Here is a 24,172-nt window from a genome sequence, read left to right on the forward strand (position 1 = left end):
CGGGTTCGGGGTGCCCCAAGTGCCGGACGCATCGACGACGGCCTGAGCGAAGACGCGGTCCTCGCTGCCGCCTGGGCGGCGCAGGTGAATGGAGAGAGGTTCGGTCTCGCGGCCGGCGTCGACGACCAGGTCGCGGCCACGTCGAGCGACGCCGACCACCTCGGTGTCGAACTGCACTGCATCACCGAGGGCGGCGGCGAGGGGTTCGAGGTAGTGCTGACGCCACTGCTGTCCGGTCGGATACGTCTCGCCGTCGGGAGCGCTCCACCCGTTCTGCTCGAGAAGGAGGCGGGCAGCCGGATCGACCAGCTCTGACCAGCGGGAGAAGAGTCGGACATGATTCCATTCGGCGATCGCGGCACCGGCGACGGCGCCGCGCTCGAACACCAGCGACGTGAGTCCTCGTTCACGCAGTTGCGCGGCGGCGGCGAGGCCGATCGGTCCGGCTCCGATCACGACAACGGGTAGTTCGGTCATCACACCTTCCTTTCATCGACAATGATCGATCTTTAATTCGAACTGTATCGACATCAGTCGATGAATGCAACCATCGACGAAGGTCGATATAGTGTGTGCATGACATCGCTGCAGACCCCGACGGTGCGCGTCGGCGATTCGGACCAAGGTGCGGTCGACTCCAACGTGCTCGAGCAAGCTGACGCCGACACCTACGCACAGTGGTTCGCGTGCCTGGCCGAACCGATGCGGGTGCGCCTGCTGCACCGCGTCGCGAGCGCTGCTGGCGGAATCACGATCGGGGCCCTCGCCGAGGCACTGGGGATCGGGCAGCCCACGGTCTCCCACCATGTGCGCAAGCTCGCCGACGTGGGATTCGTCAGCCTGCGCAAAGAGGGAACCAGCACCGTTGTCGCGATGAATCCGACGTGCTGCGTCGCGTTGCCGCAGGCCGCCGACATCGTGATGGGAGTTCTCGCGCCGCGGCCGTGCTGCCCGAGCGACCTACCCGACGATGTCGCCGTCCGAGCCATGTCCGATGACGACTGGGACGCCGTTCTGCGGATCTACGGCGAAGGCATCGCCACGCGCAACGCCACCTTCACCACCGAAGTCCCCAACCGGGAGTACCTCGATGCGCAGTGGCTGCCGAATCATCGCTGGGTCGCCGCCATCGACGACGTCGTCGTCGGCTGGGCTGCCCTGAGTCCGACCTCCGGGCGAGACTGCTACCGCGGAGTCGCCGAAAACTCCGTCTACGTCGCCGACGGCATGCGCGGGCGAGGTGTCGGAAAAGCGTTGCTGCGCAAGCAAGTCATGGCAGCCGACGCCGATGGTCTCTGGACGCTGCAGACATCGATCTTCCCCGAAAACCGTGCCTCCGTCTCCTTGCACCATTCGGCAGGTTTTCGCACCATCGGCATCCGAGAGAAGATCGCCCAACTCGACGGAGTGTGGCGCGACACCGTTCTCCTGGAACGGCGCTCGGCGACAACACCTGCATGAGATTGCGCGGTGATGTCAGGTTGCGGGCTCGGTTTTCGCGGCCGAATCGCTCGTGATCTCAGTGATGGGCATGGGGACGAGCCGAGGGATCAGGCGGACGTAGATCACCATGCCGACGAGCTCGACGAGGGTCTGGGTCACCACGACCACGGCAGCCAGTGACAACGCGGGCGGAAGTGCCAGTGCGAGCGGCAATACGACGAGGGAATTGCGGGTGGCACCGGAAAATATCAGCGCTCTCGTCGCGGCTGGTTCCAGGCGTGCTGCCTTGCCGACACCTTGACCGACGAATGCCATGATCACCAGGAACGCGGCGAAAATCGGAATCACTACGATCAGCGAACTCAGTTGTGTGCGGACGGATTCGATCTGGGAGGCGACGACCACCGCGAGGGTCGCCATCATCACCGGAACCATGATCGAGGCCATCACCTCCATCACGATGCGACCGGCCGCATGGCGTCGAGCGGCGGCTTGGGTGAGGGCCGCGAGAACTAGCGGCACCACGATCAGAAGCAGGAAAGCCTCCACGAACGGAGCGACGTCGATGACGTCGACAAGTTCGGACCCGACGAACAACCACAAGTAGACCGGAAGAAGCGCCATCTGCAGCAACATCAGCAAAGGTGCTGCAGCGAGGAGACGTTCTGATGCGGCGCCGGCCAACCCGCTGAAGACGATGACGTAGTCGATACACGGCGCCAACAGCACCAACAGCGCGCCGAGCAGAACTGCTTGATCGTCGGCGACGAAACGCGAGAGAGCGAACACGACGATCGGCACCAGAACGAAGTTCACACCGAGCAGTGCAGTGAGGAATCGACCGTCCTTCAACGATTTCCGGATCGAGGAGAACGGCACCGCGAGGAAGGTGGAGTAGAGCAAGGTGATCAGAACGGGGTTGATCGCATGTTCGAAACCTGGAGCGGTGTCGGGCGCAAGGATCCCCACAAGGCCGCCGATCAGCAGGGCCAGGAGGTAGAGCGGGATCTGGTGGCGTTCGAGGAATTCGACCAGACGAGTAACACGTTGGGCTGTCATGAGTGGCGGCGTCCTTATTGGTCGGATTCGGCGGGGACAACGACATGATCGACTCGGCGCAGGGCTCAACGGTAGTAGCGTCCGAGTTCGACAGTCTTCTCGACGAGAAATCGAGCAGGGCAGTGGGGTCTGCAGGCCTCGGAGGTTTCTGGGCTGGTGTCGCGAGAGCCCGCGAAGGATCGAAATTCACGAAGGCGGTTGAGTGATCTCCCGACCGGTCGCATGTGGCTTTTCGTCGCGAAGGATTCGGGATGTAAACCGCTGTGACTCATAATCTTTGCATTGCGGCGCTCCCGTTGAGAGACGAAAGAAACACCTTGAGTATCGAGGGGATATATGTTTACGGAGTTGGAAGAGCCTGCCCGGGTTACCAGCTTGGCGATAAAGACCGGTAAGCCCGACTTGCGGAAGGTCTCGTCGGTAATGCTTCAGGGATGCGCTCCCGGTCCGAGGGCGTGCCCTTCCGCAGAGTGGTCGATCCGTCGGAGACGAGCTGGCGTCGAGCGGTGTGCCAACCGCAGCCGCCTCCACGAGCATCTCGGCGTAAGTCGTGTCAGAGTCGTGCTTTTGCTTCGAAACGGCGAAGGCTGATCCAGGGCCATCACCGACGAGGATCGGAAAGGCCGCCTTCGGATTCGTCGACTGGCGCTAGACGAACCTTCGGCACATGCCGTGGGCGATAGAGGCACGATTCACCGCACACGTATATATGAGGTTGGCACCCGAACCGACACGTCAGGATAGCGTGGACATTAGAGTCCGAATGCTCCCCCGCTGATCAGGATGAAGACGCCCAGCCCGATCAGGACGATCGGGAACAGGATGTGCTCCCAGCGTTCCAGGACCTCAGCGATCGGCCGGCGTGTGGCGACGAACTTGGCCAGGGCAACCAGTCCTGCTATCAGCACCAGGAAAACGATGCAGTAGGCGACCACGGCTCCTGGATCCAGAGTGAGAAAGACCGGAACGTAGACGCCGATGTTGTCTCCACCGTTGGCGAAGGTTACTCCGGCTACGGTCCACACGGCGACGTTCTTACCTTCGATCTTCGCGTCGTCATCGTCATCGTCTCCACGCCTGGCCCGCCACGCCGCCCACAGCCCCAGTCCCAGGGGGATCAGTCCGAAGTAAGGGATCACCTCCGGGGGCAAGAACGCCCCCGAACCCAGGGAGACGAGTACAGCAGCGCCGAGGATGCCGGCGAACCCAAGATATTGGCCACCGAGGACGCGGGCGGTGGTCCCACGCTGGCCCGCGCCGCGGGCGAAGAAGAGCGAAAGAACGATGATGTCGTCGATATTGGTAGCAATGAACAGACCGATCGCCTGCAGAGCTGAGGACGCGATCATGCCGCCCGCACCCCTGCAGCGTAGCTGCCTCGCACCGAATAGATGGGGACAAGGCAGGAGTTGTTCTCGTTGACCGTGAAGGTTCGATCTGCCCAGAACGCCAGTAACCGAGTCAGGTGCGGATCGACGATCTCGTATCGGGCAGGGCGGCTGTCGGGCACAGCTGGTGTTGGGATCGACGTCGTGAGTTCGGCGTGAGTTCGGCGGGTGTTGTTTCTCGGGCAGCGGCCCCGGGTGGATCGTGGTGCGGCGGCGGAGATGTGACGGATTTGTCCGAGTGCTCCGCGGCGGTCACGCTGACGTGGGGTAGGGGGGAGCATGGGGAGGAGGTTGTGGGTGCGTGGCCATAAATAGGGATGGGAGATGATATGTGCGCGTTCGAGATACTGCCAACGCCTGGTGCTGCGCAGCTGTGCGGGCATTTGGTTCATCAGCTGTGTTCCTTGCCGGCGGATTCGAGGAGTAGTGCACCGATGATGAGGACAACGCCGCCGGTGATGTAGGTGTCGGCGAGGTTGAAGGTGGGCCACCATCCGGTATGGAAGTAGTCGGTGACTTTGCCGTCCAGAAAGCGGTCGATCACGTTGGCGGCGGCACCGGCCGTGATCGCGGCCAGTCCGATGGTCTGGAGCACGGGACGCTCAGGTGCAGTGCGCCAGGCGAACACCGCGATCGCGGTGGTCAGGGCCGCGGTGCCGGCGAGGATAACAGTTGCTGGGAGCTGGTCACCGAGGTTGAATGCGACGCCGCTGTTGTAGGCCAAGCGAAGTTGCAGAATTCCGAAATCGATCGTCCGCCCACCGGACAGCGCGCCTCGTGCCACCGGGTCGAGGAGTACCGCGACCGCAACCAAGGCGCCCACGAGTGTGACGAGAACAGCCCGGCCCCCGCCGCGCCGCACTCCGGCGGCTATCGGCGACGGCCCGGAGCTGCCGGAAGATGTCATCGCTGTACTCCCACGGCCGACTCGGGCACCTTCGTCGACTGTGGCGCGGCGGCCAGACTTCGGGTACGCCCGGCGCGCACCCCGTTGCCGATGACGACGATCTCGGCGACCTCGTGGACGAGCACGACCGCGGCCAAGCCGAGCACACCGAACAGAGCCAGAGGCATCAGAACGGTGATGATCGCCAAAGAGAGGCCGACGTTCTGCAGCATGATCGACCGCGATCGTCGCGCGTGCTGCAGAGCCTGCGGAAGGTGCCGCAGGTCCTCGCCCATCAGAGCGACATCGGCGGTCTCGATGGCCACGTCGGAACCCATCGCGCCCATCGCGATACCCAAGTCGGCGGTGGCAAGGGCGGGGGCGTCGTTGACACCGTCCCCGACCATCGCGGTCGGGCGGCTCGCACGCAAGGTTTCCACGATCCGCGCCTTGTCCTCCGGGCGCAGGTCGGCGTGCACGTCGTCGATACCGACATCGGCGGCCAGCGCACGGGCGGTGCGTTCGTTGTCGCCGGTGAGCATCGCGACGGTGTAGCCGCCGCGGCGTAGCTCGGTGACCACTTCGCGTGCTTCCGGACGGAGCTCGTCACGGACGGCCACTGCCCCGATGACGGTTCCGCCGCGTTCGACCAGGACCCCGGTGGCGCCCGCCTGCTGCATTCGCTCGATATCTCCAGCCAATGGCCCCGGGGCGATCCAGCCTGGCCGACCGAGTCGCACGGGTATGCCGTCGATGTAGCCGGTCAAGCCCGCGCCGGTGACCGCTTCCGCGTCGTCGGCAGGCACATAGTCCTCGACGGCGGCGAGAATCGCGCGAGCGAGAGGGTGCTCGCTACGCGCTTCCAACGCTGCGGCCACCGCGAGAACGTCCTCGCGGTCGGCGCCGTTCGCGGTTGCCACGTCGATCACGGCAGGTTGGTTGCGGGTAAGGGTGCCGGTCTTGTCCAACGCGACGGTGCGGATCCGGCCGAGCGCTTCGAGGGCAGCGCCGCCCTTGACCAGGACGCCGAGCTTGGATGCTGCGCCGATTGCGGCGACGACAGTGACGGGGATCGCGATGGCCAGCGCGCACGGCGACGCGGCGACCAGTACCACCAGGGCTCGTTCGATCCACACCAGCGGATCACCGAGCATGCTGCCGACCGCGGCGATAGCCGCGGCGACGATCATCACGCCTGGAACCAGCGGCTTGGCGATCTTGTCGGCGAGGCGTTGCGCCTCGCCCTTGCGAGACTGCTCGGCCTCGACGATCCGCACGATCTTGGCCAACGAATTGTCCTGCGCATCTGCGGTGACCTCGACTTCGAGGACGCCGGTGCCGTTGATCGATCCGGCGAACACCTCGTCACCGGGACCGGCTTCGACCGGCATCGACTCTCCGGTGATCGCGGAGGTATCCAGGGCAGTGCGCCCGGCGCGAATGATGCCGTCGGTGGCGATCCGCTCTCCGGGCTTGACGATCATGACCTCACCGAGCTCGAGGTCCGAGGGTGGGACAGTTTCCTCCTTGCCGCCGCGCACAACTGTCGCAGTTTCCGGGACCAGGGACAGCAGGGCGCGCAAGCCACGCCGAGTGCGGGTGACGGCATACTCTTCGAGTCCCTCGCTGATCGCGAACAAGAACGCGAGCATGGCTGCTTCGCCGACCTCGCCGAGCAATACCGCGCCGACGGCCGCGATCGTCATCAGGGTGCCGACCCCGATTTTGCCCTTGGCCAGGCGTCTGAGAGTGGACGGGACGAAGGTGTAGCCGGCAATGATCAGCGCGCCCGCTTCGAAGCCGATCCCGAGAGCATCAGGCCAACCGGCCAGCCGGACTGTCAGGGCCGCGATCAGCAGCACGCCCGCCGCTGCAGCCGCCCGGATCTCGGTAACCTGCCACCACTTTTCGAGCCCGTGTTCTTCCTCGCCCTCGGCGCGGGGTTCGTCGTGGCCGCAGCCGCACGCGTCACTCACGGTCATCTCCGATGTCGGTGCCGTAATTCGGGCACAGGGCAACCGCGTTCCCTGTCGCGGCAAGCAGCGTCTCCGCCGAAGCGAGTAGGTCCATCAACTCCGGTCGGGCCAGCGAGTAGAACACCTGCCGACCTTCCGGTCTGCCGTCGACCAGGCCGCAATCACGTAGGCATGCGACATGTGCGGACACCGTCGACTGGGCGAGGCCGAGTTCACCGATCAAATCCGCAACCCGCGCTTCTCCTTCGGCGAGACGGCGCACGATCGACAACCGGGTGCCATCCGAGAGACTGTGGAACAGTGCCACTGCCGCATCCAGACTCGACCCGCTGCCGGTTGCAGCGAGGCATCCAGACTCGTTATTCATCGTCATAAAACGATGATAGCAATGTAGGGCGATTTGAGGAAGGGTGATGCACCGGACTTGTAAGTGGATGCGGTACGCCAGCCGAACGGTGGCCGGCCGACGTACCTCACCAGGAACGGCGAAGTGACATCGGTAGATTGCGAGTTGCTCGCCCCGGCATCACATGGGGGGACAGCAAGGACCCATTGCTCGACACAGCCAGTCGCACAACATCTCCAGTGGATTCATTTCACACCTCCTTCTGAGTGTTCGCCGTCAGCGCGACGACGAGCGGTCCGAGTCACCTGCGGTTCCCGGACGTCATCCATAATGGACATTCCAGTGCGATGGAAGGTCAAGGATCTCGTGAAAATTGGTGAACTGGCCGCTCGGAGTGGCGTTGCCCCGAAGACGCTGCGTTTCTACGAGGACAGTGGGGTGATTCCCGTCCCGGTCCGAAAGTCCAACGGCTACCGGGATTTCGGTCCGGAATCTCTTGCGCGTTTGCGGTTCGTCCGGAGCGCCCAATCTGCAGGTCTCACCTTGCGAGAGATTCGCGAGATCCTCACCACCCATGACCGCGGGGCGGCTCCTTGTGAGCAGGTCGTGGAGATGCTCTCGGAGCATCTCTCCCAGGTTCGTGGCAAGATCCGCGAACTTGCCACCCTCGAAACAAACCTTGTTGCGCTGCTGGGTCGAGCGGAAAGTGGGATTCCGCCGGAAACCGACGATGTCGGTGTGTGCTGGGTCCTGGAATCTGAGTCTCAGGAAGTTGTTGCCGAATCGTGAAATTGATTGCGGCGGTGCACCCCTCCTGTTTCAGCAGGTTCGGCGCTCTGCAATGTGATGAGTTGAGCGAAGCGGTGGTAGTGGTGTTTCTCGGTGTATTGATCAGTCCGGTACAGAAGTAGCGGCGTCGGGATCTGTCGGGAACATCGATTCGGCGGATTCTCCGGGTGCGGGAATTGTCAGGCGCCGCCACTGGGGGCTGAGGTCACCATTGAGCGATTCTGGAACTGTCGTTCCCGCAGGAGCCATGTGCACTTGCCCCTGTTCCCGAACTCGAAAGGCACGGTGCCGATCCGTTCGAGCGGTTCGAAGTTCCTTGTAGAGCGAGTTCGCTTTGACCCGCCGTGCGCGCAGCACGAAAGCGGAGAGCCTCGTCAGGTGGCGCTGTTCTACATCGGGCTTGCTGGCCATCGTTCGGTCCGATCGTCGATTGTGGGGTTTCGAATCAGTGCCGCATCGGCAATCGCGGAGGCGGATGTTCATCTCCGGTTGGTTGCGTGTTGTTTCGAAAACTGTCAATATCGAAGTATGTCGAATCAAGATGTTGCGGAGCCCGGCGCCTGCTGCTCCCCGCTGGTGCGTGAGCCGTTGACCGAGGATTGGGCCGGCGACCTGGCCCGGATGTTCAAAGCCCTCGGCGATCCGGTTCGCCTGCGCCTGCTGAGCCTGGTGGCCAGCCATGAGGGCGGTGAAGCCTGCGTCTGCGACATCTCGGATACCTTCGATCTGTCCCAGCCGACGATCTCACATCACCTCAAGGTGTTGCGTCAGGCCGGGTTGCTCGACTGTGAACGACGCGGCACCTGGGTGTACTACTGGGTGATTCCGGCTGCGCTGCAGCAACTCTCGGCCGTGCTCCTGGTCGAAGGCTCCACCGTGACCGCAGCGGACGCATGCGCAGAGGTCACCGCATGAGCAACACCGCTGCCACCACCGAACACCCCGCAGTCGTCGGAAAACTCTCCACCCTCGACCGCTATCTGGCGGTCTGGATCGGCGTGGCCATGGTCGTCGGCCTGCTGGTTGGACGCTGGATCCCCGGCGTGAACACTGCCCTGGACAAGGTGCAGATCGACGGCATCTCCCTGCCGATCGCCCTCGGCCTGCTGATCATGATGTACCCGGTGTTGGCGAAGGTCCGCTACGACCGCCTCGACACTGTCACCGGGGACAAGAAACTCCTCGCCGGCTCCCTGTTCCTGAACTGGGTTCTCGGCCCGGCGCTGATGTTCGCCCTCGCCTGGCTGTTTCTGCCTGACCTGCCGGAATACCGAACCGGTTTGATCATCGTCGGTCTCGCTCGGTGCATCGCGATGGTGATCATCTGGAACGACCTGGCCTGCGGAGACCGCGAAGCCGCCGCGGTGCTGGTCGCCATCAATTCGGTGTTCCAGGTGATCATGTTCGCCGTGCTCGGTTGGTTCTACCTCTCGGTCCTGCCCGGGTGGCTCGGCATCGAACAGACCACCATCGACACCTCGCCCTGGCAGATTGCGAAATCGGTCCTGATCTTCCTCGGTATCCCGCTGCTGGCAGGTTTTCTGTCCCGCTTCTTCGGTGAACGCGCCAAAGGCCGCGACTGGTACGACACCAAGTTCATCCCCAAGATCAGCCCTTGGGCGCTCTACGGTCTGCTGTTCACCATCGTCGTGCTCTTCTCGATGCAGGGCGAACAGATCACCTCCCAGCCTTGGGACGTCGTCCGCATCGCGCTGCCCTTGTTCGCGTACTTCGCGCTCATGTGGGGCGGAGGCTACATCCTCGGCGCCGCAATCGGATTGGGCTATGAACGCACGACGACCCTGGCGTTCACCGCCGCGGGCAACAACTTCGAACTCGCGATCGCCGTAGCCATCGCCACCTACGGCGCCACCTCCGGCCAAGCCCTCGCCGGCGTAGTCGGCCCGCTCATCGAGGTACCGGTGCTCGTCGGACTGGTCTACGTCTCCCTCGCCCTGCGTAAACGCTTTGCCGTCAAAGAGATTTCACCCGCACCCACCGCTACGTAAGTCACCTACACACTCTTCGGGAGTCATGATGAACGAGCACCGCGCCCAGCCCGATCTCCTCTCACCGCAGGCCGTTCTCTCGCGCACCGCGCACGACCTGGCAGCGAAGTATGTCGGAGTCTTTTCCCCGCAAACCGTCGAACGCTATGTCTTCGAGTCCTACACGGCGCTGCGCCGGACCGCGAAGATCCACACCCATCTCACCTCGCTCGCGGCGCGGTTCGCCGCCGACCGCCTCACCGCTTTGGCCCAGTCCAGCGGCGCACTCGCCAAGGACGTGCCCGAAGTTCTGTTCGTGTGTGTGCACAACGCCGGCCGGTCGCAGATGGCGGCGGCACTGCTCGATCACCACGCCCGCGGCCGCGTTCATGTGCGCTCGGCAGGGTCCGCGCCGGTCCACGAGATCAACCCCGCCGTCATCGCGGCGATGGCCGAGATCGGGATCGACCTGGCCGACGAGTTCCCGAAACCGCTCACCGATGACGTGGTCGCCGCAGCGGACTGCGTCGTCTCGATGGGCTGCGGCGACGCGTGCGTCGTCTACCTCGGGAAGCGGTACCTCGACTGGGCTCTCGACGACCCGGACGGGCAACCCCTCGAGGTGGTGCGGGCAATCCGCGACGACCTCGATGCCCGGGTGATCGCACTGCTCACCGAACTGACCACACCCGTCGCCGTCTGACCGACCTCTTACTTCCGTCTTCGAAGGGAACCTTCTTTCTCATGTCCGACAAGCCCAGCGTCCTGTTCGTCTGTGTCCACAACGCCGGCCGATCGCAGATGGCCGCCGGATTCCTCAGCCACCTCGCCGGCGATGCCATCGAGGTCCGCTCCGCCGGATCCGCACCCGCGGAGACCATCAACTCCGCCGCAGTCGAAGCGATGGCAGAGCTCGGAATCGACATCTCCGCCCAGACCCCGAAGATCCTCACCACCGACGCCGTGCAGGATTCGGATGTCGTGATCACGATGGGCTGCGGCGACACCTGCCCGATCTTCCCCGGCAAGAGCTACCGCGACTGGGTCCTCGACGATCCGGCCGGCCAAGGCATCGACGCGGTTCGCCCGATCCGCGACGAGATCAAAACCCGCGTCCAAGCCCTGATCAGCGAACTCACCGCCCCGTCGGTATCGCGCTGACCACTCACGCTTCCCGTATTCGATCCCGTGAAAGAGACACTATGACCATCCCGTCCGCGGTCCATGACGTCATCATTGTCGGTTCCGGACCGGCCGGCTACACCGCTGGTGTCTACACCGCGCGCGCTGAGCTCGCGCCCCTGCTCTTCGAGGGAACCCAGTTCGGTGGCGCCCTCATGACCACCACCGAGGTCGAGAACTTCCCCGGATTCCGCGAAGGAATCATGGGCCCCGATCTGATGGAACAGATGCGCGAGCAGGCACTGCGCTTCGACACCGACATCCGCACCGAGGACGTCGAGGAGATCGATCTCAGCGGCCCGATCAAGACCGTCGTCGCGAACGGCGAAACCTACGCCGCGCACGCGATCATCCTCGCCATGGGCGCAGCAGCCCGCTACCTGGGCATTCCCGGTGAAGAACGCCTCCTCGGCCGCGGCGTCAGCGCCTGCGCCACCTGCGACGGCTTCTTCTTCCGTGACCAGGACATCGTCGTGGTCGGCGGCGGCGATTCCGCGATGGAAGAAGCAACCTTCCTCACCCGCTTCGCTCGCTCGGTCACCCTGGTGCACCGCCGCGAGGAGTTCCGCGCCTCACGGATCATGCTCGAGCGCGCCAAGGCCAACGAGAAGATCCGCTTCCTGACCAATGCCGAGCCCGTCGAGGTGCTCGGTGAGAACAGCGTCACCGGCCTCGTGGTGCGCGACACCGTCACCGGTGAAACTTCCACACTCGAGATCACCGGCATGTTCGTCGCCATCGGCCACGACCCGCGCAGTGAACTCGTCAAGGGCCAGGTCGATCTCGACGACGCCGGATACGTGCGCGTCGCTCCCGGTTCCACCGCGACCTCCGTCGACGGCGTCTTCGCTGCCGGTGACCTGGTCGATCACACGTACCGTCAGGCGATCACCGCTGCCGGCACCGGATGCTCCGCAGCAATCGACGCCGAACGCTGGCTGGCCGACCGCGGCGACATCACCGCCAACACGCTCGACGCAGCCGGCCACACCGTCGACGCCGCCTGACCCCCACACCCAGCGAAAGGAACTTCGATGAGCAAGCCTTCAGTGCTGTTCGTGTGCGTCAAGAACGGCGGAAAATCCCAGATGGCCGCCGGCCTCATGCGCAAAGCCGCCGGCGACCAGGTCAACGTGTACTCCGCCGGCACCAAACCCGGCGACGCGGTCAACGCCCTGTCCGCCGAAACCCTCCTCGAAGTCGGGGTGGACATCTCCGGACAGACTCCGACGTTGATCGATCCGCAACTGGTGCGCGACGTCGACCTCGTCGTCACCCTGGGCAGCGAAGCGAAGGTCGATCCCGTCGCCGGCACCGACTTCGAGAACTGGGACACCGACGAGCCGTCCGAACGCGGCATCGACGGAATCGAACGAATGCGCCTGGTCCGCGACGACATCGCCTCCCACGTCGACGCCCTTGCTGCCCGTCTAGGGGTCCGCTGATATCGGAACCGCTAGCCGCGCAATCGAAAAGACCCGCGAAGTAAGAAAGAGGACATCACCATGAGCACCATCGAAGTATTCGAACCGGCCCTGTGCTGCAACACCGGCGTCTGCGGCGACGACGTCGACCAAGCGCTGATCACCTTCACCGCCGACCTCGACTGGGTCGCGAGCAACGGCGGCACCATCACGCGCCACAACCTCGCCAACGACCCGCTTGCCTTCGCCGGCAACGACACGGTGGCAGCGTTCCTCAAAATCTCCGGTTCCGAAGGACTCCCGCTGGCGATCGTCGACGGAGTCACCGTCCTGACCGGCACCTATCCCACCCGCAACCAGCTCGCGAAATGGGCCGGCATCACCGAAGCCGGAACGGCTGAGGCGCCGGCCGGGATCACCATGCTCGGACTCTCCGACGGCTCGGCATGCTGCTCCACCGACGACGCCGACTCCACCACCTGCTGCTGAAAGCACCTACAACGCAATGAAGTTCCTGAATGATGCGCCCCGATTCCTGTTCTTCACCGGCAAAGGCGGTGTCGGAAAGACGTCCATCGCGTGCGCGAGCGCGATCACCCTCGCCCGCGCTGGGAAGAAAGTGCTGCTCGTGAGCACCGATCCCGCCTCCAACGTCGGGCAGGTCTTCGGTGTGAGCATCGGCAACACCATCACCCCGATCCCCGCCGCGGCGGGGCTGTCGGCACTCGAGATCGACCCGGAACTAGCCGCCGCCGCCTATCGCGAGCGGATCATCGGCCCCGTGCGCGGACTGCTCCCCGAGAAGGAGATCGCGGCGATCGCCGAGCAGCTCTCTGGGTCCTGCACCACCGAAATAGCGTCGTTCAACGAGTTCACCGGACTGCTCTCCGGCCAAGACGACATCACCGCCACCTTCGACCACGTCCTCTTCGACACCGCTCCGACCGGGCACACCATCCGGCTGCTGCAGCTCCCCGGATCGTGGACCGAGTTCCTCGACGACGGCAAAGGCGACGCATCGTGCCTGGGGCCGCTGTCCGGGCTCGAGAAGCAGCGCACCGTCTACGCTGACGCCGTTGCCGCGCTCGCAGATCCGCAGCGGACCCGCCTCGTCCTGGTCTCGCGCGCCCAGCGTTCGACGCTCACCGAAATCACCCGCACGCACCGCGAACTCGCCGACATCGGACTGACCCATCAGCATGTCGTGATCAATGGTGTCCTCCCGGACCCGGCCGACGACACAGATCCGCTCGCGACCGCGATCTACCGGCGTGAACAAGCCGCGATCGCCGCCCTGCCCGACGAATTGGCGCAGCTGCCCACCGATCAGGTCCCGCTCAAAGCGACCAATATCGTCGGCATCGACGCACTCGAAAGCCTCTTCACACCCGACCTCGGCCCGGTATCCGCCGCCTCAGCGGACTCGGCCCTGCAGCTGCCCAGTTCTCCGCTCTCATCCCTGATCGACGAACTCGACACCGACGATCACGGCCTGATCATGTGCATGGGCAAAGGCGGAGTCGGCAAGACCACCATCGCCGCCGCCATCGCTGTCGCCCTCGCCGAACGCGGCCACCAGGTGCACCTGACGACCACCGACCCGGCCGCACATCTGACAGAAACCTTGAACGGGGAACTCGACAACCTCCAGGTCTCCCGAATCGACCCCGCCGAAGCCACCGAGCAGTACCGCACCCGCGTCTTGACCACCAAAGGCAAGAACCTCGACGACCGCGGACGCGCGAACCTCGCCGAAGACCTCCGATCACCCTGCACCGAGGAAGTGGCCGTCTTTCAGGCGTTTTCGCGGGTGATTCACGAATCGAGTCGCAAATTCGTCGTAGTGGACACGGCCCCGACCGGTCACACCTTGTTGTTGCTCGACGCCACAGGCTCCTACCACCGGGAAATCGCCCGACAAATGGGTGAGAACACGAACTTCACCACCCCGCTCATGCGACTGCAGGACCCGGACGCCACGAAAGTCCTACTCGTGACCCTCGCTGAAACCACACCCGTACTCGAAGCCGTGGGTTTGCAAGCCGACCTGCAACGAGCCGGAATCGAGCCTTGGGCGTGGGTGGTCAACAACTCCCTCACCGCCGCTGAACCGACCTCGCCGCTCCTGCAGCAGCGTGCTGCCGGTGAAGTCAGCGAAATCGACACCATCACACACCAATACAGCCAACGAACCGCTGTCGTTCCGATGTTCGCCGAAGAACCCATCGGCGAAGCCGCCCTGGCAACCCTGAGCAAGGCATAGCGACTCTGCGTCCGCATTTTCATCGGGTCTGTCCAGAAAACGGTGTAATTGATTGATTTCTAACTACTTTCGTCCGGCAGACAGCCGTCCGTCGAACGTTATCTCGAAGGCATTCAGTGCTGCCTTCCATCGGTTGGACCAGCGTTGGCGGGCGGTGCCTTTCGGGTCGAGGCTCATGATGGCCAGATACACGCATTTCAAGGCCGCGGCCTCGGTCGGAAAGTGTCCACGGGCCTTGATAGCCCTGCGGATTCGGGCGTTGACACTTTCGATGGCGTTGGTCGTGTAGATGACCTGCCGGATGGCGTTGTCGAATTGTAGGAACGGCACGAACTCAGCCCAGGCATTGGTCCAGAGCCTGATGATCGCGGGATAGCGTTTCTCCCATTTGTCACTGAACTCTGCGAATCGGTCGAGCGCGGCCTGCTCCGACGGCGCCGTGTAGACGGGTTTGAGGTCCTTGGCGATCTCGGACCAGTCCTTGCGGGAGGCATAGGCGTAGGTGTTACGGAGAAGATGGACCACACAAGTCTGCACGATGGTCTGTGGCCACACTTGCTCGATCGAGTCAGGTAGATGCTTGAGACCGTCGCACACGACGATCAGAACATCCTGCACACCACGGTTTTTCAGCTCGGACAACACCCGAAGCCAGTACTTCGCCCCTTCCCCGTCGCCGTGCTCACCGGCCCACAATCCGAGGATGTCGCGGGTGCCGTCGACAGTCACCCCCATCGCGACGTAGATCGGCCGGTTGGCGACGTTGCCCTCGCGAATCTTGACGTGGATGCAGTCGATGAACAGCACCGGGTACACAGGGTCCAACGGCCGGTTCTGCCACTCGGCCATGCCTTCCATCACCCGCTCGATGATCGTCGAGATCGTCTGCTTGGACACATCAGCTCCGTACACCTCGGCCAGGTGTGCAGCGATCTCACCGGTCGTCAAACCCTTGGCCGACAATGAGATCACCATGTCCTCCACGCCTGAGAGCCGACGCTGCCGCTTGGCCACGATCTTCGGTTCGAAGGAGGAATCCCGGTCACGGGGCACCTCGAGTTCGACCGGGCCGGCCTCGGTCAACACGTTCTTGGTGCGTCTGCCGTTGCGGGAGTTGCCGCTGCCCCTGCCTGCCGGGTCGCTCTTGCCGTATCCGAGGTGGTCGTCCATCTCGCCTTCGAGCGCGGACTCCACGACTAGCTTGGTCAGCTTCGACAGCAATCCACCATCTCCGGTCAACTGCAGCCCTTCGGCTCGCGCCTGCTCGACCAGCTCTTTGAGCCGCGCATCGCTGATACCCGGCTGAGCCGAGTTCGTCTCTGTCTCACGATCAATCACATCAGTCATAGTGGCGTATCTCCTTTCAGAGTTACACCGTTGTTCTTACAGTCCCTTTTCATCTGTCCAGGTCAAAGGTGAAACTGCCGAGCGGGGCGTGGGTGTGAAACGCGAGAGACGATCGCCGGGTCTCTATTTGCGGAAGCCGCGGGCGTCGTCGCGTCGGAGGCCCGTTTCGAAGGGGTTGAACCAATCTTCGGGGTCGAGGTTCACTCCGTCTGGGATGGGTTCTGGCCAGAACAGTGTCAGCACATCGTGGTCTTGGAGCAGGTAGTCGAGCGGGTCGTCCCAGTTGTCGTCATCCTCGTGCGCGGGAAGAGCGGTGAGTTCTTCTGCGAATCGGTCCGACAGCATCGCGGTGCGGGCGCGCCCGATGATCAAATGCAGCGCCATCTCCTCGCCGGTACAGCGAGGTTCGGGATCGACTGTCGCGGTCGCATCGGCGGAAAGATCGTCGAACGCGCGAGCCATGGAGCGTCGCCACGTCGCATCCTGCGTCCAGGTGCATGCCGGCAGTTCCGCCAGCACCCCGCGGCCGGACCCTGGTTGGACAGGAAGATCGCCGAGTAGGTGGGCGTCGGCGAACACCGCATCCGCAAGCTCCGTCGCTACCTTCGAAACAACGTAGGACTGGCGTGGGGTCAACGTCGGTGCATCCGGATCGAAAGTGTCGTCGTAGTAGTAATCGTCTTCGTCGTCAGGATTCGGAACCAGGTGCATGCCACGCAGACTAGACGGCCGATCGCTGTTCGTCTCGGCCGTTGGCACTCGTCGCGAATGCACTAGGAACCTGGAGACCGTTCCGCGGTGTTGGAGGGGCGTGGGTTTCGAAGGACCAGATCTTTGCATCTCCGGACAAGTCCCTTACGCAGGGGTCGAATATGGGACGTAATGCCCAATCATGCTGGGCTCCACCAAAAGTACTAACTTTCTCTTCGTCGAACTGCCTGACCAGCCATTTAAACCAACTCTGCGGTTCCGTTACCAAAGCGATATGGGAGAAACCTGTGAAACTCATGAGTAACTCTTTAGCGTGAGCAGCGTTCGCCACCCTCACAGGATGTTCGCGGGATCTACCCAGAATCGTTGTGCGGGTGGCGTTTCGATCCGTCAGCTTTGAGCGGAGCAATTAGTGCTGCGCCGACTGGCAGGTAGATGAGGGGTAACGAATGGCCTTCAAATCTGCACCACGTTTCACTCGAAGACGAAACATCACGCGCGCTCTGGCGATTTCTGCAACGGCGCTGTTTCTGGTGTCAACACCCATTGCTGCGGGTGTAGCGCAACCAGTGGACTCACCGGGCAACAGTTCGCCATCGGAGGCAGATGACACGTGTGACCCGATCACATCGACGGCGACCGCGACAACGACCGCAACGACGACACCCACCAGCACCTCTGCCGCTACTGCGACTTCCGTGCCCTGTAAACCATCGGCTGACAAGCCCGCGCCTTCGTCAACTCCGGTGCCGACGCAGCAGACCCCGGCCGTAACGACCGCTCCCACCACCACCACGACCTCCGCTCCCGCTTCTGAGACGGCATCGACGTCCTCGGCTCCGCAGCAGAAGGCGCCCGTTGGTGAGTGGTCTCCGACCGAGAACCCCCAGGCGACAATCGTTCCGGGACAGATGCGTTCAGACCGAGAAGAAATTCCGGAACCGTTCACCAAGGCAGACGCAGACAAGGCCGAGACGATGGAAGCTCGGATCTCGACTGCCCGCCTGACGGCTGGTTGCCAGGTGTACTGGCCCTCACCATTCGAGGTGTGCGGTGTGATCAGGGACAAATACAACAGCCTCGGCGGCCCCGGTGGTTTCTTGTCGTTTCCGACCACAGCGGAATTGACCAACCCAGGCAACACGGGCAAGCGCACGCAGTTCTCGTTGACTGAACAACGACACGCGTTTTAGCAGTTCACAAGGTGTTTTCAGAATTTCTCTGTATGGTCTGATTCGTGTCGGTAGCCGAAGAGGTTCCACGAGATCTAGCCCGATTGACAGTCTCTTCAACGGGCTCATTGAACGCGACCGGCGACCCTTGGCAGCCGTTGGTGATGATCGACCCAACAGGCAAACCAGTGCAACCGGTGGCCGAATATTTTCGAGACTTGCAGGCCAGAGATTGCGCAGCGACGACAGTTCGTTCGTACGGAATGGACCTGCTGCGATGGTTCCGATTTCTGTGGTCGATCGACGTGACCTGGAATGCCGCGACACAAGTTGAAGCCCGTGACTTTTCTACCTGGATGATATTGGGCGGCAAATCAATTCGACCTCATTGGCGTCATCCAGAAACCGTTTCCACTGTTTCGGCCGTGAAGAGGGAACCGTATTCTGCGGCCTCGCGGGCGCACAGCGAAACGGTACTGCGATGCTTCTACGAATTTCATCTCGACGCAGGCAGCGGCCCGATCATCAACCCGTTCCCGCTCGAACGGTCCTCTCGCCGACGGCGTGTGCATGCTCATCACAATCCGATGGAGCCTTACCGCAACGAGCGGACCGGGCTCTACCGCCCGAAGGTTCCGATTCGGGTGCCGCGGGCAGTGACCGACGACGAATTCAATGACATTTTTGCAGCGTTGCCATCTCATCGGGATCGAGCGTTGGTGGCGTTTTACGTCTCCACCGGTGCTCGCGCATCGGAGTTGTTGTCGGCCACTGCGGGCGGTGTCGACCCCGGTCGTCAGTTGATCACAGTGGTGCGTAAAGGTACTCGTGCCACACAGGAGTTGCCTGCTTCGACCGATGCTTTCGTGTGGTTGCGGTTGTATCAGGTTGAGATGGCCGCACTGATTCCGAAGGGGCGAACGCAGCCACTGTGGTGGACATCGCGAGCACCGTTGCGGCCGTTGAATTATCACGCTGCGCACCGCATGTTTGAGCGGGCCGGCCAACGCGTGGGAAGTACGGCGACTCTGCACGCACTGCGACATACTGCCGCTTACCGGATGGCGGAGGACCCTCAACTTCCTCTCACCGATGTCCAGTTCGTCCTCGGTCATACCCAGCTGACCTCCACGCAGATTTATCTCACCCCGCGCAAGGAGGATGTGATCCGACGAATCTTGCTCCACCACGCCGAACAGACGCGCCGATCCATCGAACGGAAAGCTCCGTCACTGGCGCCGGGATACAAGCCCGAATCGCTCGATGTTCTTTTCGGAACGACGAACCGATGACCACTATCATCGAACCCGTCTCCGGCACAGAGGTTGTCGGAACCACTACTGCTGCGCGGTCCGCACGCCTGAAAGTTCAGATGCCCGGCCGAGTTGTCGCGGAACAGTGGCCGGAAACAGAAACCGATCGGGAACAAGCGTGGGCACGATTGACCAGCGACCCGTTCGTGCTCGATGTTTCCGACAAGCAGTCCGACCGCAGAATCGGGCTCGCACTCGTATTGGATTGGCTCTGCGACCACCCCGGACACACGTGGCAGGAACGGTGGGTAGCGACCGGAATCGAGCAGGAGGGCGCGAGCTGGCGTCTTTCCATCCGGCGATGGCTCGGCAAGGAAGACAGCCGGTATCGCCGCGAAATGCTCTGTCGCGCAGTACCGACAGTGATCAGCGCCGATCTTGTCAGGCCGCCGCTGGCATGGATGATGTCGAGCAAAATGCGCAGAAGTCTCGTTGCCGACGTCTCCCGCAGCTTCAGCGACGACGGCTTCGCCAGACTCGAACAGTTCTGCGCGGCCGATCCGATGGTATCGACGGCCGCCGCGAGCAGATGCTTCTACCGCGCTGCGTTGATCGTCGCCGCCAAAGGCGGAACGATCAGCGACGTCACCCCCGGTGACGTGCTCGAACTCCTCGATATCGAAGCCGACCTGCTGGGCAACGGTATCGGGGCCACTCGGCTGTTCTATCGAGCGATGCACATGCTGGGAAATTTTGGCGGTGATGCGCCGCAGACGTTGCGAGAATTGCGCAGTCCCGGTCAACGCAGTCCCGCGGAACTCATCGATCACTACGCAATCAAGTGCCGACCTATCCGAGACCTGCTGGTCGACTACCTGCGCGAGCGCCAACCCGTGCTCGACTACGGCAGCCTCATGCAACTGGCATGGATGCTCGGCAAATTATTCTGGGCCGACCTCGAAGAACACAATCCCGGGATCGACTCGTTACGCCTATCGGCCGACGTCGCCGACGCCTGGAAACATCGACTCCGCAGCGTAAGGACCACAAAAGCCGGCGCTGCGGGCGCCAAGTCAACCGGCGTGAGGCTGGGCTACCAGGAATGTTTGACACCGATCCGCTCGTTCTACCTCGATTTGGCGCAATGGGCCTTGGAAGACCCTGCACGGTGGGGACCCTGGGTTGCTCCCTGCCCAATCCGCAGCGGGGAAATAGACCGACGAAAAGACAAGCTGCGCCGCAAATCCCGAATGGACGCGAGAACGAGAGCTCGACTGCCCGTGCTCCCTGCCCTGGTTCGCTGCGTCGACATAAGCAGAAGGGAGGCCGCTGAACTACTGCAGGCAGCTCTGGCCGCTCAACCAGGTGAAACATTCACTGCAGCAGGTCAGACGCTGATCAGATCGCACACGAGAGAATCGACACCGGGGAAAGCGTGGGCCCATGACCCCGAAACGGGAACACGCCGCGACCTCAATAGGGAAGAGAGTCAAGCATTTTGGGCGTTCGCTGTAGTGGAAGTCCTACGCGCTACGGGTGTGAGGATAGAAGAACTCACCGAACTCTCGCACCACAGTCTGATCCAATACCGACTACCTAACACCGGTGAACTCGTCCCACTCCTGCAGATTGCACCGTCGAAAACCGACGCCGAACGACTGCTACTCGTCAGTCCCGAACTCGCCGACGTCCTATCTGAGGTCATATCCCGGATTCGCGGATCCTCAGGTGCAGTTCCCCTCGTCTCCGGCTTCGACGTGCACGAACGTATGTGGTTGCCGCCCGCCCCACTGCTGTTCCAACGCTACGTCGGATCCGAGAATCAGGCGATCGGTCCGCCAGCGATCCGAGGCATGCTCACCAAAGCTCTTGCAGCCACTGGACTCATCGACCACACCACCGGCGAACCGCTGCGGTTCACACCGCACGATTTCCGGCGAATGTTCATCACCGACGCCGTCCTCAACGGCCTCCCGCCGCATATCGCCCAGATCATCGCCGGCCATCGCGACATCAACGTCACCATGGGCTACAAAGCCGTCTACCCCCACGAAGCCATCGAAGCGCACCACGGGTTCCTGGCACGACGCCGTTCGCTTCGCCCGAGTGAGGAGTATCGGGTGCCCACCGATGAGGAATGGGCCGAGTTCCTCGGGCATTTCGAACGCCGCACCGTCTCGACCGGAACCTGCGGACGAGCCTTTGGCAGCGCCTGCATTCACGAGCATGCCTGCGTCAGGTGCTCGATGCTCTGGCCCGACCCGTCCCAACGTCAACGACTTGCCGATATTCGCGATAACCTCCGTGCCCGCATCGCAGAGGCCGAACGTGAGGGCTGGCTCGGTGAAGTCGAAGGTCTGCAGATCAGCCTCCTCGGTGCCGACGACAAGCTCTCCCAGATCGACCGAAGAACCCCCGTCAATACCAATGTTGCACTCGGAATGCCCACGATGGCGAAAGGCATTTAGCGTCATGTTGCACAGTCCAATTGACGTAGATGCCGGAGTTCAGAGAATTCATCAACGGACCGATCTATTGGTCTGCTGCTACGGGCGCTCACCCGGTCGTGAACAGCTTCCTGAATCGATGGGGCCTCAACGGTTATGAAGCCGGACGACTTCACTACCCGACCACCGACGAGATCGTCCTCCCGGACGGTGGACGGCGACAAGAGTTCCAAGACGGTGTCATTTACGTCGCTTTCCAGAACGCCGTCGGATCCGCACTCGTCAACGGCCCCCTCCGCGACAAGTACAACGCACTCGGCGGTCTCACCCCCGGCGGCAGCTTCCTCGGCTACCCCACTGAAGACCAGAAAGGACTTCCGGATGGGCAAGGCCAAATGGACCGGTTCCAAAACGGAGTCATCTACTCACACCCCACCCATGGAGCGCATGCTGTAAGTGGAACGATTCTGCAAGATTGGGCGGGTGCAGGTTACGAAACCAGCACCTACGGTTACCCCACAGGGGATCCCGTTCAGACCGCCGATATTTGGTATGACCAGCAGTTCCAGAACGGTACGTTGGCCGGCACCATTGTGATCAACCGCGACCTTTACTGGCCGCTTGTGTCGCCCGCAGCCAGCCCGTCAGTGGCAGCTCGTCAGGATGATGATCCGCCGATACCTGGGGAAAACTATGAGAGCGACGTTCTGCCCTGTGTGGAATACGATCCCGAGTTTGACGGCGAAGAGGCCCTTGCCGCTTTCAAAGTCCGCGGTGTAAGCGGCATCATCTACGTATACTGTGAGCGTTTCCGTCAACACATGGCAACAAACCCGTACATCAACGGCAACTCCGGCCACTTCTCAAACTATCCGCCCACACGAGACGATTGGTACAACTTCCTCTCGTGCACATTCCACACCTTCAATGCAGAGACATACCACGACGTAGACCCAGGCAACTTCGGCCGCCAGCGAGGGAACACATCAACGGGAGTCAAAAGCGTGTCGATCGGAAATGAATCCAATGGCTCGTTCGTGACGGGCTGGGCCGGCGACAATACATCCTCATCAAAATGGGCTGGTTGTGTTGCGGGTCTTGCCAAGCCGTGGGCATGAGGACGGGATTCTGTGTTCACTATCGAAGTTCACCCTGATTACGGCCATCCCAGCTCGATTTGGCCTTCAGAGGAACTAGTGATCAGCAGGCCGGATCCATCGAGGCCGTACGTCCTTCCCAGCCAGATCGGAATGGAGGACGCCCTCGGGGAGGAACTACTGGCGTGGACTAGCCAGTTTCAGAAGTTCTTCGTGGAAGAAAACGCTGACTTCAGCTCGCGACCGCAGTGGCGACCTGGAATCGATCCCTTCAAGTGGTACGACGAGGGCTATCGAATCGTCCACAAGATGCGGGTGCAATTCCCGGATGTGCACGTCAAGCCGGTATTTGCGCACTATGTTTTCTCGGTCAACGAGCGCCGAGAGGGCATGGGGTTGCCGCCGGTTCGCCTCCCCAACGAAGTCAAAGCTGGCCACATCAGCGTTACCGAACTCGTGCGTTCCGCCCCCAAAAGCCAGAGGGAGCAGGAGGAGCGTGATGCCGAAAATCCGCGCTGAATTAAACCGGGCAGAGTCAGTTTCAGGTGAGACGGAGGGACACGGACAGTCAATGAAGCGACCAAGGAGCTTTCAGGTACCACTTCCACTGACCTCGTGAACTTCTGAGAACAAGGCAACGAAGGAGCGTGCACCGAATCAGCGATTCGGTGCACGCTCCGTCTTGCTTCAGTAACAAAGAACGATTTTCAATCTAGCGTTCGGGTCAGACGACGTAGGCTCCGGTCGACGGTGTCCAACGTATGGTTCCGCCGAAGAATTCGCTTTGTTTGCCGATGCCGTCGGGATCGAGAACTTCAGCGGACTTCGGGAAGCCCAGTGTGCCCGTCGGGCCTCCTAGTGATGCGTACAGGTCGCGTATCGGGCCGCACACCTGGTACGGCGACGGCCAATAGGCTTGGCAGTCAGCGCTTGTCGAAACCGAAGTGCCCTCGACCGGCGGAAGCTGTTGTGCGAGAGAAGTTCCTGTACCCAACCCGAGTAATCCGGCGAACAAGGCAGCTGACAGCAGAACACGTTTCATTGAATCTCCTACGGCCGGTACGTCAGAGAGTTTTCGTTTCGCCCGGCTGTAACGAACCGAATGGTCTAATCGTACTGGGATGGGAGGGAGAGCGCGCTCGATTGTGAATATGACTGGGAATCACCGTATTTCAGGCGAGCAGTGTAGGTGCGGGCCTCGCGATGTCTGGACGCGGTCGGGTGGGGCGGTCTTCGCATCCGAGCATGCGAAGACCGTTACCCTAAACGGATCAACTCGCCGTCCAGTCAACTCTGGGTCAGTAGCATCGAGTGCAGAATCGATCTCCGCGAACAGCCCTTCCGCAGACAACAGCCGGGCCTTGACCCCGGAAACTGGACACGGGGTTTGTGATTACGCGG

Annotated in this window: 25 protein-coding genes; 15 read left to right on the plus strand and 10 right to left on the minus strand. The window is 62.3% G+C overall.

The genetic code is table 11. The features are described 5' to 3' along the window. Window positions 1-477: FAD-dependent oxidoreductase (locus tag YH3_RS37000; protein WP_238592764.1), on the minus strand; the 477-nt coding region annotated here is incomplete at its 3' end. A gap of 99 nt (window positions 478-576) precedes the next feature. Here YH3_RS37000 and YH3_RS33005 point away from each other — a divergent pair. Beyond that, window positions 577-1,461: a metalloregulator ArsR/SmtB family transcription factor gene (locus tag YH3_RS33005; protein ID WP_064444969.1), complete on the plus strand. Its 885-nt coding sequence runs from the start codon at window positions 577-579 to the stop codon at window positions 1,459-1,461. Between the two features lie 15 nt (window positions 1,462-1,476). Here the strand turns inward: YH3_RS33005 and YH3_RS33010 are convergent, their stop codons facing one another. The 6 genes from YH3_RS33010 to YH3_RS33035 all read right to left on the minus strand — a co-directional run bounded on the left by YH3_RS33010 (window position 1,477) and on the right by YH3_RS33035 (window position 7,125). After that, a complete protein-coding gene (locus tag YH3_RS33010) occupies window positions 1,477-2,502 on the minus strand; it encodes an arsenic resistance protein (protein ID WP_064444937.1) in 1,026 nt (341 codons plus the stop codon). Between the two features lie 752 nt (window positions 2,503-3,254). Continuing rightward, complete coding sequence (locus YH3_RS33020) at window positions 3,255-3,851, minus strand: cadmium resistance transporter (protein ID WP_064444939.1); 597 nt, start codon at window positions 3,849-3,851, stop codon at window positions 3,255-3,257. Next, window positions 3,848-4,282 carry a DUF3703 domain-containing protein gene (locus tag YH3_RS35790; RefSeq protein ID WP_164490663.1) on the minus strand — a complete coding sequence of 145 codons (435 nt, stop codon included), beginning with the start codon at window positions 4,280-4,282 and terminating at the stop codon, window positions 3,848-3,850. Before YH3_RS35790 ends, YH3_RS33020 begins: the two co-directional genes overlap by 4 nt. After that, the gene (locus YH3_RS33025) at window positions 4,282-4,797 is read right to left on the minus strand and encodes a signal peptidase II (RefSeq protein ID WP_064444940.1); all 516 of its coding nucleotides are present in this window, start codon (window positions 4,795-4,797) and stop codon (window positions 4,282-4,284) included. The genes YH3_RS35790 and YH3_RS33025 overlap by 1 nt, the downstream gene beginning before the upstream one ends. Further along, on the minus strand, window positions 4,794-6,752 hold the full coding sequence (locus YH3_RS33030) for a cation-translocating P-type ATPase (protein ID WP_064444970.1): 1,959 nt from the start codon (window positions 6,750-6,752) through the stop codon (window positions 4,794-4,796). The genes YH3_RS33025 and YH3_RS33030 overlap by 4 nt, the downstream gene beginning before the upstream one ends. After that, window positions 6,745-7,125 (minus strand): helix-turn-helix transcriptional regulator, encoded by a 381-nt coding sequence (locus YH3_RS33035; protein ID WP_064444941.1) that lies wholly within the window; start codon window positions 7,123-7,125, stop codon window positions 6,745-6,747. Before YH3_RS33035 ends, YH3_RS33030 begins: the two co-directional genes overlap by 8 nt. Window positions 7,126-7,428: 303 nt before the next feature. Here YH3_RS33035 and YH3_RS33040 point away from each other — a divergent pair, with 303 nt between their 5' ends. The 9 genes from YH3_RS33040 to arsA all read left to right on the plus strand — a co-directional run bounded on the left by YH3_RS33040 (window position 7,429) and on the right by arsA (window position 14,744). After that, window positions 7,429-7,887 carry a heavy metal-responsive transcriptional regulator gene (locus tag YH3_RS33040; protein WP_064444942.1) on the plus strand — a complete coding sequence of 153 codons (459 nt, stop codon included), beginning with the start codon at window positions 7,429-7,431 and terminating at the stop codon, window positions 7,885-7,887. Window positions 7,888-8,415: 528 nt separating this feature from the next. Next, the gene (locus YH3_RS33050) at window positions 8,416-8,802 is read left to right on the plus strand and encodes a helix-turn-helix transcriptional regulator (protein ID WP_064444944.1); all 387 of its coding nucleotides are present in this window, start codon (window positions 8,416-8,418) and stop codon (window positions 8,800-8,802) included. Then, the gene (gene arsB / locus YH3_RS33055) at window positions 8,799-9,896 is read left to right on the plus strand and encodes an ACR3 family arsenite efflux transporter (RefSeq protein ID WP_064444945.1); all 1,098 of its coding nucleotides are present in this window, start codon (window positions 8,799-8,801) and stop codon (window positions 9,894-9,896) included. Before YH3_RS33050 ends, arsB begins: the two co-directional genes overlap by 4 nt. A gap of 25 nt (window positions 9,897-9,921) precedes the next feature. Further along, the gene (locus YH3_RS33060) at window positions 9,922-10,578 is read left to right on the plus strand and encodes an arsenate reductase ArsC (protein ID WP_371595648.1); all 657 of its coding nucleotides are present in this window, start codon (window positions 9,922-9,924) and stop codon (window positions 10,576-10,578) included. A 41-nt stretch (window positions 10,579-10,619) separates the two neighbouring features. Next, on the plus strand, window positions 10,620-11,036 hold the full coding sequence (locus tag YH3_RS33065) for an arsenate reductase ArsC (RefSeq protein WP_064444946.1): 417 nt from the start codon (window positions 10,620-10,622) through the stop codon (window positions 11,034-11,036). A 41-nt stretch (window positions 11,037-11,077) separates the two neighbouring features. Further along, on the plus strand, window positions 11,078-12,064 hold the full coding sequence (trxB, locus tag YH3_RS33070; protein WP_064444947.1) for a thioredoxin-disulfide reductase: 987 nt from the start codon (window positions 11,078-11,080) through the stop codon (window positions 12,062-12,064). Between the two features lie 27 nt (window positions 12,065-12,091). Then, the gene (locus YH3_RS33075) at window positions 12,092-12,502 is read left to right on the plus strand and encodes a low molecular weight phosphatase family protein (RefSeq protein WP_064444948.1); all 411 of its coding nucleotides are present in this window, start codon (window positions 12,092-12,094) and stop codon (window positions 12,500-12,502) included. A 60-nt stretch (window positions 12,503-12,562) separates the two neighbouring features. Further along, window positions 12,563-12,970 (plus strand): arsenite efflux transporter metallochaperone ArsD, encoded by a 408-nt coding sequence (gene arsD, locus YH3_RS33080; protein WP_064444949.1) that lies wholly within the window; start codon window positions 12,563-12,565, stop codon window positions 12,968-12,970. 16 nt (window positions 12,971-12,986) lie between these two features. Continuing rightward, entirely contained in the window at window positions 12,987-14,744 is a 1,758-nt protein-coding gene (gene arsA / locus YH3_RS33085) for an arsenical pump-driving ATPase (protein WP_064444950.1), read from the plus strand. 63 nt (window positions 14,745-14,807) lie between these two features. Here the strand turns inward: arsA and YH3_RS33090 are convergent, their stop codons facing one another. Further along, window positions 14,808-16,091, minus strand: coding sequence for an IS256 family transposase (locus YH3_RS33090; protein ID WP_064444951.1), 1,284 nt, complete (start codon window positions 16,089-16,091; stop codon window positions 14,808-14,810). A gap of 123 nt (window positions 16,092-16,214) precedes the next feature. Then, window positions 16,215-16,802 (minus strand): hypothetical protein, encoded by a 588-nt coding sequence (locus YH3_RS33095; protein ID WP_064444952.1) that lies wholly within the window; start codon window positions 16,800-16,802, stop codon window positions 16,215-16,217. A gap of 746 nt (window positions 16,803-17,548) precedes the next feature. On the opposite strand from YH3_RS33095, the gene YH3_RS36325 reads away from it, so the two are divergent. From YH3_RS36325 to YH3_RS33125, 5 genes are all read left to right on the plus strand, one after another. Beyond that, window positions 17,549-17,995, plus strand: a complete 447-nt coding sequence (locus YH3_RS36325; protein ID WP_064444954.1) for an LGFP repeat-containing protein — start codon at window positions 17,549-17,551, stop codon at window positions 17,993-17,995. A gap of 143 nt (window positions 17,996-18,138) precedes the next feature. Beyond that, a complete protein-coding gene (locus YH3_RS33110; RefSeq protein ID WP_238592765.1) occupies window positions 18,139-19,266 on the plus strand; it encodes a tyrosine-type recombinase/integrase in 1,128 nt (375 codons plus the stop codon). After that, the gene (locus tag YH3_RS33115) at window positions 19,263-21,695 is read left to right on the plus strand and encodes a site-specific integrase (protein ID WP_064444956.1); all 2,433 of its coding nucleotides are present in this window, start codon (window positions 19,263-19,265) and stop codon (window positions 21,693-21,695) included. The genes YH3_RS33110 and YH3_RS33115 overlap by 4 nt, the downstream gene beginning before the upstream one ends. A 29-nt stretch (window positions 21,696-21,724) precedes the next feature. After that, window positions 21,725-22,792, plus strand: coding sequence for an LGFP repeat-containing protein (locus YH3_RS33120; protein ID WP_064444957.1), 1,068 nt, complete (start codon window positions 21,725-21,727; stop codon window positions 22,790-22,792). Between the two features lie 132 nt (window positions 22,793-22,924). Beyond that, a complete protein-coding gene (locus YH3_RS33125) occupies window positions 22,925-23,290 on the plus strand; it encodes a hypothetical protein (RefSeq protein WP_231783875.1) in 366 nt (121 codons plus the stop codon). 205 nt (window positions 23,291-23,495) lie between these two features. On the opposite strand, the gene YH3_RS33130 is transcribed toward YH3_RS33125, so the two are convergent. Further along, a complete protein-coding gene (locus tag YH3_RS33130; protein ID WP_082920765.1) occupies window positions 23,496-23,813 on the minus strand; it encodes an LGFP repeat-containing protein in 318 nt (105 codons plus the stop codon). Window positions 23,814-24,172: the final 359 nt, after the last annotated feature.

Origin of the sequence: Rhodococcus sp. YH3-3, from assembly GCF_001653035.1 — a bacterium.
GTDB lineage: Bacteria > Actinomycetota > Actinomycetes > Mycobacteriales > Mycobacteriaceae > Rhodococcus_F > Rhodococcus_F qingshengii.